General features: G+C 40.9%; 10 protein-coding genes. 7 read left to right on the forward strand and 3 right to left on the reverse strand.

Features of this window, described 5'->3' with window-relative positions:
* Positions 1 to 59: 59 nt before the first annotated feature.
* The 5 genes from CQZ96_RS18620 to CQZ96_RS18640 all read left to right on the forward strand — a co-directional run bounded on the left by CQZ96_RS18620 (position 60) and on the right by CQZ96_RS18640 (position 5,433).
* On the forward strand, positions 60 to 545 hold the full coding sequence (locus CQZ96_RS18620) for a sigma-70 family RNA polymerase sigma factor (protein ID WP_004717675.1): 486 nt from the start codon (positions 60 to 62) through the stop codon (positions 543 to 545).
* 7 nt (positions 546 to 552) lie between these two features.
* Positions 553 to 1,533 carry a FecR domain-containing protein gene (locus CQZ96_RS18625; protein WP_105713484.1) on the forward strand — a complete coding sequence of 327 codons (981 nt, stop codon included), beginning with the start codon at positions 553 to 555 and terminating at the stop codon, positions 1,531 to 1,533.
* Positions 1,534 to 1,600: 67 nt separating this feature from the next.
* Positions 1,601 to 2,185, forward strand: a complete 585-nt coding sequence (locus CQZ96_RS18630) for a biliverdin-producing heme oxygenase (protein ID WP_056513245.1) — start codon at positions 1,601 to 1,603, stop codon at positions 2,183 to 2,185.
* Positions 2,182 to 2,646, forward strand: coding sequence for a YbaN family protein (locus CQZ96_RS18635; RefSeq protein ID WP_105713485.1), 465 nt, complete (start codon positions 2,182 to 2,184; stop codon positions 2,644 to 2,646). Before CQZ96_RS18630 ends, CQZ96_RS18635 begins: the two co-directional genes overlap by 4 nt.
* Before the next feature lie 78 nt (positions 2,647 to 2,724).
* Positions 2,725 to 5,433, forward strand: coding sequence for a TonB-dependent receptor (locus CQZ96_RS18640; protein ID WP_105713486.1), 2,709 nt, complete (start codon positions 2,725 to 2,727; stop codon positions 5,431 to 5,433).
* Positions 5,434 to 5,667: 234 nt separating this feature from the next.
* On the opposite strand, the gene CQZ96_RS18645 is transcribed toward CQZ96_RS18640, so the two are convergent.
* From CQZ96_RS18645 to CQZ96_RS18655, 3 genes are read right to left on the reverse strand one after another with little or no spacing between them, the layout of a single operon-like run.
* Positions 5,668 to 8,757: a MexW/MexI family multidrug efflux RND transporter permease subunit gene (locus CQZ96_RS18645; protein ID WP_105713487.1), complete on the reverse strand. Its 3,090-nt coding sequence runs from the start codon at positions 8,755 to 8,757 to the stop codon at positions 5,668 to 5,670.
* Positions 8,758 to 8,769: 12 nt separating this feature from the next.
* Positions 8,770 to 9,873 carry an efflux RND transporter periplasmic adaptor subunit gene (locus CQZ96_RS18650; RefSeq protein ID WP_105713488.1) on the reverse strand — a complete coding sequence of 368 codons (1,104 nt, stop codon included), beginning with the start codon at positions 9,871 to 9,873 and terminating at the stop codon, positions 8,770 to 8,772.
* The gene (locus CQZ96_RS18655; protein ID WP_105713489.1) at positions 9,870 to 10,298 is read right to left on the reverse strand and encodes a DoxX family protein; all 429 of its coding nucleotides are present in this window, start codon (positions 10,296 to 10,298) and stop codon (positions 9,870 to 9,872) included. Before CQZ96_RS18655 ends, CQZ96_RS18650 begins: the two co-directional genes overlap by 4 nt.
* A 290-nt stretch (positions 10,299 to 10,588) precedes the next feature.
* Between CQZ96_RS18655 and soxR the strand changes: the two genes are divergently transcribed.
* Positions 10,589 to 11,050 (forward strand): redox-sensitive transcriptional activator SoxR, encoded by a 462-nt coding sequence (soxR, locus tag CQZ96_RS18660; protein WP_056513223.1) that lies wholly within the window; start codon positions 10,589 to 10,591, stop codon positions 11,048 to 11,050.
* 272 nt (positions 11,051 to 11,322) lie between these two features.
* Complete coding sequence (locus CQZ96_RS18665; RefSeq protein ID WP_105713490.1) at positions 11,323 to 14,484, forward strand: type VI secretion system Vgr family protein; 3,162 nt, start codon at positions 11,323 to 11,325, stop codon at positions 14,482 to 14,484.
* The last annotated feature ends 5 nt before the right edge of the window (positions 14,485 to 14,489 follow it).

Genomic DNA, 14,489 nt, shown 5'->3' on the forward strand with positions numbered 1-14,489 from the left:
CTCTCATTTTCTTTATTTTTTTGCTAAGATATTGCTAATAATTCTCATTCTCTTTAAACATGTCTGATCCTATTAGCACGCTATATCGTCATCACCATTCTTGGTTATATCAATGGTTAAAACGTCGCCTCAACCATAGTGAAGATGCCGCTGATTTAGCCCATGATACTTTTCTGCGTATCTTAAAGCGTAAAGATGAATTGTATTTTGATCAGCCGCGTGCAATTTTGACCACTGTTGCCAAGGGAATTTTGATTAATTGGTATCAACGTAAATCGATTGAAAAAGCCTATTTAGAGGCGCTTTCAAGCAGACCTGAATATGATGAAATTACACCTGAGCAAAAAATATCGGCAATTGAATCTTTATGTTTGATTAATCAATTACTCAATCAATTGCCTGAGCGCCAGCAACAGGTCTTTATTTGGTCACAATTAGAAGGGCTGACTCAACAGGAAATTGCAACACGCTTAAATATTTCTACCCGAACCGTGATGCGTGATCTGGTTTCAGTACTGAGTCAATGTTTAGCTGTTATGGATTAATGCCTGCATGTTGCATGATCAAATTTATCAAGAAACAGCGCAATGGATCATTAAAATCCAACACGCACCATTGAATGAAACTGAACAGCTTGAATTTGAACAATGGAAACAGCAAAGTTCCCAACACCAAGCTGCATGGTCTAAAGCCGAACGCTTATTGTATAGCCTTGAGGAATTTCCCGAAGATGGGCAGCAGCTGATTCAGCAAGGCAAGAAAAATGCCCAATTTAATTTAAACAAACAACTGGTGATTGCCTGTTTACTGTGTTTTGGCAGTGTCATGCTATGGAACTCGGATTATCGCTATATATGGTTATCGGATTATCGTACTGCGGTGGGTCAGCAGAAACAGGTTGAGCTGGAAGATGGAACACAACTTCAATTAAATACCCATACGGCTTTGGACGTGCGTTATACAGCGCAACAACGTATTGTAAAATTACATTATGGCGAAATACAAATACGTACGGCCAAAGAAAAAAATCATGCTTATCGCCCATTCTTGGTCGAAACTGAATCGGCAAATCTGCAAGCGCTTGGCACTGTATTTAATGTTCAGTATTTCAACAACAGTGAAAAGCAAACCTGTCTAGGCGTCATAGAAAGCGCAGTGAAAGTCAGTTTGAACCAGTCCAAACACACTAAAATTGTCCATGCTGGTGAGCAGCTATGCTTTGATGATCGCAATTTTAAAGCATTACAAAGTTTAGATCCGAATATATTGGCATGGAAAAACCACATGGTCATGGCTTTTGAAATGCCGTTGGAAAAATTGCTTCAAGAGATTGGGCGCTATCAACACCAATATATAGATATTGCCCCTCAATTGAAGTCGTTAAAAGTTTCAGGTTCATATCCAGTCAATGACTTTGGCACCTTACAAACAGCATTGCAATTCAGCTATCCAATCAAAGTAGAACGTTATTTCGGGGATCGTGTGTTGAGTATTCAGCCGAAACCTGAAAATCAGAAAAGTAAAAATAATTAAGAAATGATGTCAGTTTTTACAGACAAGGCGGGTAATACAGTTAAACCAAACAAATTGGAGAAAATTGATGAGCACCTCATTCACACTCAACCGCCTTGCATCTCGTTTAAAAACAGAGACAGCCAGTCAACATGAATATATGCATCAATTAATGGAAAAAGCCCAAGTATTTAAAGACGTCGCACATTATGCAAAATTTACTTTGTCGCAGTATTATTTTCAAAAAAATGTCGAATATTTATTTCAACATTCCAAGGTCGCAGCCTTGATTTCTGATTTAGATATTCGTGGGCGTTCACAAGCGGCTTACTTAGATCTACAAGATCTTCAGATCGAACCAGAGCCGTTGGCCTTGGTTACTGAAACTGTCGGCTTTCCTGAAGCGCTGGGTTGGATCTATGTATCAGAAGGTTCTACGCTGGGTGCAGCATTCTTATTTAAACAAGCACAACAAAGTTTGGGGTTTTCCGCAGATTTTGCTGCGAGAAATTTAGCTGCCTATCCAGAAGGGCGGGCTAAAGTCTGGAAACACTTTATTGAGGAACTTGATCAGGCTGACTTTACTCAAGACGAGCAAGATCGCGTCATTTACGCTGCTCAACAAGCCTTTGATTATTTTGGCGCATTATTAAAAGACATTCATTCAACATGAAGAAAGTGTCTTCTGTTAGTAATCACACACAAGGCAAAGACTTAACGCTGTTAGCGTCTTTGCCAGTAACGCCATCCGCAAATTTACATTCATCTTCAGTAGTGCGTGTGATCTGCATCATCTTGGCAATTTTGTGTCTTGTTCTCGCTGTGGTGGGCATTGTATTGCCAGGGATCCCAACTTTTGATTTCCTCTTTTTAGCAACGATTTTTGCCTCAAAAGGTTCAGCAAGCTTGCATCGTTGGTTACATCAAAATCGTTATATGGCAATGTTGCTCGCACAGTATCGTGGCGGTTTTAAACAGATTTCGCGTTCACGTAAATGGATGATGACATTGAGTATTTTATTCGGTACGACAATGTTAATGGTGTCTTCACTGCATCTGCACTTAAAACTTAGCCTGCTGGTCATTTTGCTGATTGGGTTGATCTGGATTTGGACCAGACCAGAAAAAATATAAATTTTCATGTCATGTTTTAACAATTCACTGGGTAATGATTATTGAAAATGAAAATCATTCACAAGTGTGGGCGTTCCTATGAAGTTTAAAAAACAAACTCTGGCCATGTTAATACAGTGCTTTTGCATCAGTGGTGTTTATGCACAAATTACTCCCAATGTTTCAATGGCAGCGAAAAAAGCGCCAGAAAAATATTATCAAATTTCAGAGAACCAATTGGGCTATGTGTTATCAAGTTTTGCAGCACAGTCGGGTATTGCCTTAAGTTATGATGCAAATATTTTAAAAGGGCTGAAAAGTAAAGGAATTACCGGGCATTATAGTGTAAAGCAAGGCTTCGATTATTTGCTTACAGATCACCCTTTTCGGGTAGAGCAGCAAGGTTCGACTTATGTCTTAATTGCTAAATCTGGCTCAGCTAAACCGAATACAGAGAAAAACACTGCGACTGGAAATACAAGCACTCCGTTAAATAACACTTCGCTTTTCAATAATATGGACAGTGATGTTGTTACGCTTCCTCAGATTAAAGTCAATGCTGTACAACAAAAACAAAAGGTCAATACAACACAGCTGAATCGTGAACACATTAGCCGATTTAGAGGCACGGGGAATGGTGATGTGTTTTCTGATATCGCTGGTGTACAAGTCAATAGCCTGCGTAACGAAGCGGGTGCAATAGATATTGGTATCCGTGGAGTACAAGGTGAGGGACGTGTCCCTGTAATTATTGATGGTAGCCTACAATCCAGTCATACCTTTCGAGGCTATCAAGGAGAGAGTGACCGAACTTATATCGATATGGATTTGATTAGTCAGATTGAAGTCGAAAAAGGCGCATCGCGAGCGAAATTTAGTGTGGGCGGTATTGGCGGAATCGTGAAAATGCGTACACTCAGTGCAAACGATATTTTGCTGCCAAATCGTCAATCAGGTATCATGCTAAAAGGCAGTTTTTATAACAATAACAAAGCACCACAGACCTCAGATAATGAGCGTGAGCAGATGTCTTATCTGCTTCGTAATAAACTGTCCTCGAATAATTTTCAAAATGGCGCTGGCACAATCGCTGCTGCTTATCGGAATGATGTATTCGATCTGGTGGCTGCTTATAGTAAACGGGAAGTCGGTAATTACTATGCTGGAAAACATGGCATTGATTATTATGAAGCGCGAGATATTGTTGATGTTGGACCCGGTCAAGAGGTGGTAAACACCAGTTATAAAAGTGATTCAGGCATCATCAAAGCGGGTATGAATATTACAGACGAACATCGTGTTGAAGTGAATATGCGCCGCCATATGCAAAAAGCGGGTGAGGTCATGGCTTTTTATTGGAATAGATCGCAAGTGATTGATCCCAACTCTCCACCTTGGGGATATATCGATGGTGATTATGTTCTACCCAAATATATAGAGGGCGCATTTACCATGCCACAATGGTCCCTTGGAACCGCAGCGATTAATGCATTCAGTGCCAACTATACCTATAAGCCCAAGAATAATCAGTGGTTTGATTTAGAGTTAGGGGTTTGGCATACCAATGCCAAATATCGCCAGCACAATGGCATGCTTGGCATAGCCAATTCTCATTATGGCGACCAATACTGGGGAAGTTTTCAGGACTATCGTAGTGGGATTAATTTAGAAAACACCAGTAAAATTGATGCTTTAACCTTGAATTATGGTCTGACATATGACGAGCAACGGATGAAGCCACAAAACCTTATTGATACTGAAATCGCACGTGATGGATTACGTCAAGAGTCCTCTCTATTTCTCAATGGCGATTATATCTTTAAAGATTTTACCCTGAGTTTAGGCAGTAAATGGCATAAGGCAAAAGTTAAGGATTATGGAGACCAGTATGTCGCAATGAGACCGGTCGCCAATTCCGATTTAAATGACAAAGGCTATGCGCTTCGAGATTATGACGGAAAGATCGACTGGATAGCGCAGCTGAATTATCAGTTGCTGAATGGTATTGATGTCTATGGAAAACTCTCCAATATGTACCGCAGTCCAAGTTTGTTTGAATCGACGGTTTCCAAACAAACCTTTAGTTATGATCCAGATCTGCCGATTAAATCAGAGAATTCTCGTCTTGTTGAGTTTGGTTTTATTGGGCACAACGATAACGTTTTCACTGAAGCAGATCAGTTAAAATTCAATATCAATTATTTCCGTAATCAAACCCAAAATTTCCTTACCCAAGGAGTCCAACGTAAAGAGATTGTTAATGAGATTACGCCTGATTTTATTTTGCCTTATACCACCTCATATACTTTTCTAAATTATGAGCAAGTTGTATTGAAAGGTTTAGAGTTTAATCTTGCTTACCAGCATCCAAGTTTCTTTGTAAACATGAACGGAACTTTATATCAAGCACCGAAAGTATGCCCAGCAACGAAAGATGATTGTAATGAGGTCGGAGATTCTTGGAGTCTGATTTCAACACGCTTGCCACCACGTAAACTTTTTAATATTAGCTTAGGCAAGAGTTTGTTTGAAAATAAACTCAATGTGGGGGTACGTGCCAGATATCATTCTGAAAAGAAAAATCCTAAAGGTTGGTTACAGGGTACAGGGGTGAGTGGGCGTGCGGTGACTGAAATTTCTTCGGAAACCTTAGTTGATATTTTTGCGAGCTATAAACTGAATCCAAATCTAAATCTCTCGTTTAATGTTGATAACTTAACCAATCGTTATAACTTTGATCCTGGTACAGTGATCGGTATGCCAATTCCCGGCCGTACCATCAAAGCAGGGTTCGAAATGAGATTCTAGAATCATAAAACAATCAAATCGGCAAAACCCAACTGTAAAAATATGAGTGAACAAAGTAGTGAAAAATCAGTCGCTCTAAATCAGTAGCTCTAAATCAGTGGTTAGAATCACGCACTAAAAAGTTGATAAAGTTCTATAGATATAGAACTTTATCATCAAAAAAATATATTCAAGCGATCTGATCATACACAGAAGCCTAGACAGCAGCATGCTGGTTGTTCAGCCCACTCAACGTCATGATTTTTGCGCCTGTTGGTCAATCTGTTGTAGCTCTTGTAAACGGCTAGAGTGAAGGTCTTGATTGTGTTGACGAGCCAACAGACTGTAAATGGTAGGTAAGACAAAAAGCGTAAAGAAGGTCCCGATCAACATACCGCAGACAATCACAAGCCCTAAGCCAAAACGACTATGTGCACCAGCGCCTGTGGCAAAAAGGAGAGGAATCAGCCCAAACACCATTGCCGCTGTGGTCATCAGAATTGGACGTAAACGAATTTGAGCAGCTTTTAAAATGGCCGCTCGCCGATCTAAACCTTCATGAACTTGTAATTCATTGGCAAACTCAACCATTAAAATACCATGCTTACTAATCAGTCCAATCAGTGTGACTAAACCAATCTGAGTGTAGATATTGACTGTGGCAAGTCCAAAAGCCAAGGGGATTAATGCGCCACAGATCGACAGCGGAACCGTAATTAAAATAATAAATGGATCCATTAGGCTTTCATATTGAGCGGCTAAAACCAGATAAATCACAATCAGCGCGGCTAAAAATGCAAACATCAAAGCGTTACCTTCCTGTACATACTGACGTGCATCGGCTTGCCAGTCATAACTAAATCCAGTCGGTAACTCAGATGCAGCCTGTTCCAGAAAACTTAAAGCTTGACCTAAGGAAACCCCAGCGGCGGGGATTGCCTGAAAAGTTGCAGCATTTTGTTGATTAAATTGAGTGAGTTTATTGGGTTCTACCTGTTCACTTAGACTGACCACAGTCGATAAGGGAATCAGTGTGCCTTGGTCCGTACGAATAAACTGTCGTGTCAGTGCTTGAGCTGTCAAACGTTGTGTATTGATGCTTTGAGGAATCACATCATAGGCACGACCTTGCATACTAAAACGATTGATATAATTCTCACCAACCAATGTCGCCAAGGCTTCACCGATATCTTGCATACGAATACCCAGACTATTGGCTTTGGCCCGATCAACCTCGATTCGAATCACGGGGTTATTAAAGTCAAGATCACTGTCGACCACCACAAAAAGGCCACTTTCACGGGCTTTTTGCTTGATGTTCTGCATCGCCTGATAAATGGTTGAATAGTCTTGTGCACTACGCAACACCATTTGTAAGGGTAATCCACCTGTTGAACCGGGAAGCGCAGGATTTTGGAATACAAAAATACTGCTGCCTTCTACATCACCGACTTTGGCTTGAAGTTGCTGTTGAATTTCATCCGCAGAATGCACTCGCTCAGACCATGTCGAAAGGGTTGTTCCACCAAAACTTGATGCAGGCCCATCTGTACCATTAATAATCCACGTGGTACTGGTTTCGGGGAAAGTCCAGAAGATTTCATCGAGTTTTTGATTAAAGTGCTCAGCATAATTCAGATTGGCATGTTGTGGTGCTTTGATGGCTGCCAATACACTGGCTTGATCTTCATTGGGCGCCAATTCTTTTTGAGGGAGTTGGTAAAGCAATGGAAGGCTAATAAAAATAGCGATCGCAAAAACCACTGTGATCCAACGATGATGTAATGAAAAATTGAGCAATTTACTGTAAAGCTGAGTCAAATGTTCAAAGAACCATTCGGCTGCTTTTGCCATTTTACCTTCCTGCTGTTTGGATTGAAGCAGAAATGAACTCATAACAGGAGATAAGGTTAAGGCAATAATCCCTGAAACCAAAACTGCGCCTGCTAAAGTAAAAGCAAATTCTTTGAATAAGGAACCAGTTAATCCACCCATTAAACCAATCGGAGCATACACTGCGGCCAGTGTAATGGTCATTGCAATTACAGGGCCTGCGACTTCTCGTGCCCCGATCAGAGCTGCTGCAACTGGGGATGCTCCTTCTTCAATATGCCGATGGACATTTTCAACCACTACGATTGCATCATCTACAACCAAGCCGATGGCGAGTACCATGGCTAAAAGTGTGAGTAAATTGATGCTAAAGCCACATAACAGCATTAAACCCAAGGCACCTAACATTGACAGTGGAATTGTCACTACAGGGATCAAGACACTACGTAAAGAACCTAAACACAGATAGATCACCGCAATAACAATAATCAGCGCTTCGATAAAAGTATGTAAAACTTCATCAATAGAGGCATCGATAAAGCGGGCTGTTTCATAGGCAAGATTAACTGTAACCCCCGGTGGCAAAGTTTTTTTGATCTCAGGCAATTTATCTTTAATTCCCTGTACGATCACCAAGGGGTTGCCTGTAGGCGTCGCTTGTAGACCAACAAAAATTGCAGGTTTACCATCCATAGAGGCACTTGTTTCTGTCGAAGCAGCGCCAAGTTCAACTGTTGCCACATCTTGTAGACGAATTAGATTTTGAGCATCATTGCGTATCACCAGATTTTTAAAGTCCTGAATACTGGTGAGATCTGTGGAAACATTGACATTTGAAACCACCAATTCGCCTTTGACCTGACCCGGTGCGGCTTGATAGTTATTTTGACGGATCGCATTGGCGACATCGGCGGCAGTTACACCACGACTGGCCAAACGATCGGCATCCAACCAAATCCGCATAGCCAAACGCTGACTGCCATAGGTCTGTACCTTAGCAACGCCATCAATTGTAGACAGCATGGGCTCTACCACCCTAGACAAATAATCGGTTAATTCAGCCAAGGACAGTTGTTCGCTGGAAAATCCGATATAGGCAACATCGGTAGATTCACCTGAAGAACGTTCAATGACTGGATCAAATGCCTGTTCTGGTAGTTTGTAACGGACTTGATTAACCTTTGCCATCACCTCTGTTAATGCTTGGGTCGAGTCACGATTTAATTGCATGCGTAACGTTACAGCACTGCGACCCTGTACAGTAGAAGAACTGAGATAGTCGATGCCCTCTACCGAAGACACTGCTTGAGCAATGGGTTGGGTGACAAAACCTTGCATAAGTTCAGCAGATGCACCGGGATATTCTGTATTGATACTTATCGTTGAAGTTTCAAGTAAAGGATACTGTCGGATAGGCAGTTTATTTAGAGAAAACAAGCCTGCCAGCAAGATCAAGGTGCTGACGACCAAGGCCAATACAGGGCGTTTTACAAATAGGTCAGTAAATTTCATTCGCTTATCTCCCTAGACTTTGGGCTTGATCGAGGAAGATTGGGGATGCTCAAGTGTATTTACGGTCGGCTCAACTTGCATACCATCACTTAATTTAAGTTGTCCTGATACAACAACTTGATCACCTGCTTTGAGCCCAGATTTGACTACAACTTTGGCTTGATGGCGCTCACCGAGCACTACCGCCACACGTTGCACAATCAGCTTGTTATGGTCTTGTTTTGCAAGGAAGACAGTATTGCCATAAGCCGTATAGGTAATCGCAGTTTCAGGAACGACCAAGCTTGGGCGTTCAGATTCTTGGATGTCTAATTTGGCATACATGCCCGGTTTTAACTGTTGATCATGGTTATTTAAAATTGCTTGCCCCTGCACAGTTCGCGATGTTGTGATCATTGGTTCGATTGCACTTACCACAGCTGTAAAGGACTTTTCAGGAAATGCATCAATTTTGAGTTGTACAGATTGTCCGATTTTTAATCTTGATGCCAATTGTTCATCCAATGTGAAATTGGCAAGAATTTGTCGAAAGTCGACCAGATTAGCAATACCAGAGCCTGCCTCTAAATATTGTCCTTGATGTACTTGGCGTATTCCCATGACACCAGAAAAGGGTGCGCGAATCGCTTTTTGTTTTATGCTGGCTTGTAGCTGTTGGATTTCTGCACGCGTCATATCTCGATCAGCCAATGCGGTATCCATTTCTGCCCGTGAAATTGCATGACTATCAATCAGAAGTTTGGTGCGGTGATAGGCCATTTCGGCTTGTTTCAATTTGGCTTGCAAGCGACCTAATTGAGCTTGTTCAACATCGGTATTGAGTTGAATCAGTATTTGACCTTGTTGAACAGCTTGTCCAGATTGGAAATAAATCTGTTTGATCATACCTGTTGTTTCTGTTGACACTTTGACTTGTCGGATTGCTTCCAACTCACCAATACTGGAAAGCACTTGTGGAATATTTTGTTCGACCACTGTACTCAAGGCCACTTTGACTGGAGGGTAAGCGCCAGATTGATGCGTTTCACTTGAACGAGAATTTAAATAAAAATAGATTGCGACACCCACGAGAATTAAAGTGATCGCGATTAGAAAAAGCCATTTGTTGTTTTTCATGCGACAACTCCAAGGTTGCGGAGTTGTTGTCGAAAATGACTGGCAATGGTCAGCGCTAAAAGACCGCCAATCACTGAAATATGTTCAAGTGCAAAGTAAAAGGCGATATTGGCTTGAATACCAGTCATGTTCCAAAAGTGATGCACAATCACGATTGTCAGTGCTAAAAATACAGAAAGAATCAGTGTGCCGAACCACATATGCCGCTCAAATAAAATACAATAGGCGCCCACAAGTAGAATCAACGCAGAAGCATAATTAAATAACCACGCAGGCTCTAGACCAGCCGCCTGCATTTCCAAAAATCCTGTTTCTACAGCAAGAATTTTACTAAGTCCTGAACTTAGAAATAGAAGCGCAAGACAACATCTGCTGATGGTCCACAGCCATTGGCTTTCTAAACTTAATTTAATGAAATATGGCATGAGAATATTTCCTGAAGAAATAAGGCTGGATGATTAAAACCTTTAAAATGAATAGCTTGTTGTTATTCATAATAGCTGTGGCAAGCAGTCTAAAACCTCAAGTTATATTTAGGTCAATGGGCTTTGATCAGAAAATTTGTAGAGAGATAAGATTTTTACAATGGCTTAAATTAGCGATAGCATTTCTTGTATTTTGAGTTGTAATGATGAAAGGCCATGGCAGGTAAGATCAATTGACAAATGTACTTTGCTGAATTATAAAACCTCAAGTAATGTTGAGAAATATCAAAATGCAGACAGAAGAAAAAATTGATTTTAATCGAATGATGACGGTAGGAGAGGTGGCTAAACGGAGTGGTGTAGCTGTTTCAACCTTGCATTTTTATGAGTCGAAAGGGCTAATTAAAAGTATCAGAACAAATGGAAATCAGCGTCGTTTTCCATCAATTGTCTTACGTTATATTGGAATTATTAAGGTTGCACAAAAAGTAGGAATTTCTCTGGAGGAAATTAAAAATGCATTAAGTGTTTATCCGATGGGAAGCAAATTAACCGCAGAACAATGGTCAGTGTTATCATCGCATTGGCGTAAGGATTTAGATGAGCGTATTCAAAAACTAACACGTTTAAGAGATGAAATGGATTGGTGTATCGGTTGTGGTTGTTTATCTCTAAAACAATGTCCTTTACGTAATCCAGAAGATGTATTGAGACACCAAGGATCCGGTCCCCGTATTTTAGAGCGTGAATAAAAATCCAATATTAATATTATATACGTTTGATATTTTAGCTTTTTATCTTGAGCTGTTGATCACTTATGTTTGATGAAAAAACTCTAAGCGCACTTTCAAGTTTTTAATCATTGCAAATGACCATTATCAATAATGATATTCAATTAAAATGGGCATATTCAAAACCTAGTCAGTGTTGTGTAAATAACCAGTAATAAATAGACAGGTCTGTATAGACAGTCCACCTAACTTTTTAGTAGAATACATCACAATTTAAAATTAAATAATAATGCATGTCTAACAATATTTACGCTGCTTTGGAGCAGCTTGGCTTATCAGCACAAAAACGTGCGATCCACGTACAATTTTCTAATTCGGCGTTGAGCCAACAGGTGTTCCTACAACGTATCGATGGAACACATCAAATCAATGAGGCTGTTCGGCTCCAACTCATCTGTCTTGCGACGTCAGCAACAATCCCTTTAAAAAGCTTTATTGGAACTCAAGCTGCAATCGATATTGTCACAGATAAATCCGAATTAACCCGTATTTCAGGGATTGTGACCCAAGCCGATATTGGCGCATCTGATGGTTCTCTTACCATCTATCGTTTGACTGTAGAAGACCCAACAGCACTTTGGAAACACCGTAGAAACTCTCGAGTATTTATGAATAAGTCGGTTGTGGATGTGATCCAGACTGTGTTCCAAGAATGGGTGCAACGCAGCCCACTGTTTGCTTCAAGTCTGACATTGGACAAGAGTGGACTGAGCAAAGACTATGATGTACGCCCATTTATTATGCAGGCATCTGAAAGTGATTTTGACTTCCTGACCCGTTTGATGAGAAGTGAAGGGATTAACTGGCTGATCGATGAAGCACAACTTAAAGTGTCGAGTTCAACAGAACAAATCCAAGCACAAAAGCTTCGTTTAATTGATGATAATTCGCAATTTAGTGCCTTAGAACGCCGCAATATTCGCTTCCATAGAAGCAGCGCCGTAGAAAAAACTGATTCAATTACCAATTTTATTGGTCAGCGTTCCATTCAACCGACTTCAGTGTATATCCAACGTTGGCAAGCTGATGTATTGGATATCGATGAAGGCGCTGGCAGTGTCCAAAGTAAACATAGCCATAGTGAAAATTATGACAATGCCAGTCTAGCTTTAGAACAAGCATGGCACTTTAGCCCTGCATGGATACAAGACCTTAATGGCGAAGATGGTGCAACGCCATCGAGCAACAGTCAGATTGAAAAGTTTAATCAAAACCTCAGTAACTACTACGATTCACAAGCCAAACAATTTACAGCAACGTCAACAGTGCGCGATGCACATGTTGGTTATTGGTTTGAACTGAATGAACACCCTGAGATAGATCAACACTCAGGTGCAGACAAAGAATTTTTAATCACGGCTAAAAGCTTTTATAACCAAAATAACTTACCTAAAGATCTCACCGATCAAGTCACAGCTTTAGTCCAACAAAGCAATTGGCAAACAAGTCAAATCACCAGCAACACGAGTGATGAACGTCAAGCCAGCAATTTAACCATTCAACGTCGTAATATCAGCACGGTTCCAGCCTATAACCCATTACAACACCGACCGGTTGCATCACCACAACGGGCCAAAGTGGTGGGGCCAAGTGGAGAAGAAATCCATGTCGATGAATGGGGGCGTATTAAAGTTCGCTTCCTGTTTAGCCGTAATGAAGACAATACCCATGATGGCGGTGCGGGTTCCAATGACAATGACACAGATTCAGCGTGGGTCGATGTCCTGACCCCATGGGCAGGTGAAGGCTATGGTGCGCGATTCTTACCGAGAATCGGTGAGATTGTTGTGATTGATTTCTTTGATGGCAACATTGACCGTCCATTTGTGGTTGGGCGCATCCATGAAGCGCAACGCCATCCAAGCAAGTTTGATGACAAAGGTAAACTGCCTGACACCAAGAAGCTGGCAGGAATAAAAAGTCGAGAGTATCAAGGCAGTGGTTACAATCAACTGAGGTTTGACGATACTACTGGCCAAATCAGTAGCCAGTTACAGAGTAGTCATGCCGCCAGCCAACTCAACTTGGGCAAACTGAGTCATCCTAAAGACAAAGCGGAAAGTGATGATCGTGGAGAAGGCTTTGAACTTCGTACTGACCAATGGGGAGCAGTACGTGCAGGGCAAGGTTTACTACTTTCGACTTATAAACAAGACCAAGCCAAAGGTGATCACCTTGATTCAGAGCTTGCCAAAAAGCAACTTGAAGGTAGTCAGACCAACAGTAAAGCCTTAAGCGATATTGCCAAGAACCAAAAGACGGATGAAATTGAATCAATTGAGCAACTAAAAGAATTTACAGAACAGCTTGAGCAAAAAATTGCAAAATTCAATAAAGCCTTGCTTTTATTAAGCTCACAAGATGGGATTGCCTTAAGTACCCCTGAAGATATTCATATCTCCGCAGATTCGCAGATCAATCAAATTGCAGGCGATAGCATCAACTTGAGTACGCAAAAGAATTTGATTGCACACGCGCAAAACAAACTCAGTTTATTTGCTGCTCAAGGTGGCATTAAAGCTATTGCAGCGCAAAGTAAAGTCGAGATTCAAGCACAGTCCGATGCTTTAGATGTATTTGCCAAGCTGGGTATTAACATTTCATCTACTGATGACAAAGTTGTGATTAGTAGTCCTAAAGAGGTTGTGATTACAGGTGGTTCATCGCAAATTGCACTGAATAATTCAGGAATTTTCCCAAAAACAGGTGGGAAGTTTGAGGTGAATGCTGGACAGCATGTGTTTCAGGGCGGGGCAAGTGTTAGTGCTAAATCTAATCTACCACCACCACCGAAACGTGCTTCAGGTATTTTGGAGTTATTACATGATTATTCGCATGGTGAATTTGTTAAAGGGGCTGGTTATACAGTCACAGACACTTTGGGCAAAGTTGTCAATGGGAAGTTGGATGATAAAGGTTTTGCGCGTGTTTCAGGTTTAGCGACTGGTTCAGTCAAAGTTTTATTTGAGCCTGATCCTCGTGATCCATGGGATGAATCGAGTGATTTTAAACGTAAAGTAGATTGGCCAAATAAAAATGATGAAGAAGGGAATGTTGGTATTCAATCTGGTACTAAAGGTTTAACGGATACTTTGAAAAATGGTTTTAAGCAATTGAGCCAGCTTGCGAGTAATGTTAAATCGGTACAACAAAAAATTGAATCTGTTAAAAAGTTGAAAGACCAAGGTGCGAAAGCTTTATTACCAATGGTGATGCAACAGGTGGCAGGCTCAAGTGAGATTACAAATTTAAGTCAGTCGTTTGGTAGTAGCACAGGTTTTGTAGCATCGGATCAGCAAAGTAATCCATTAAGAACATTAACACAGTCTTCTCAGCCGAATATAAGCAACAACATTACATCTAATATTCAATCACCATTTAAAACATTTTTATAATTAGA

Origin of the sequence: Acinetobacter sp. MYb10 (assembly GCF_002980175.2) — a bacterium.
Taxonomy (GTDB): Bacteria; Pseudomonadota; Gammaproteobacteria; order Pseudomonadales; family Moraxellaceae; genus Acinetobacter; species Acinetobacter guillouiae.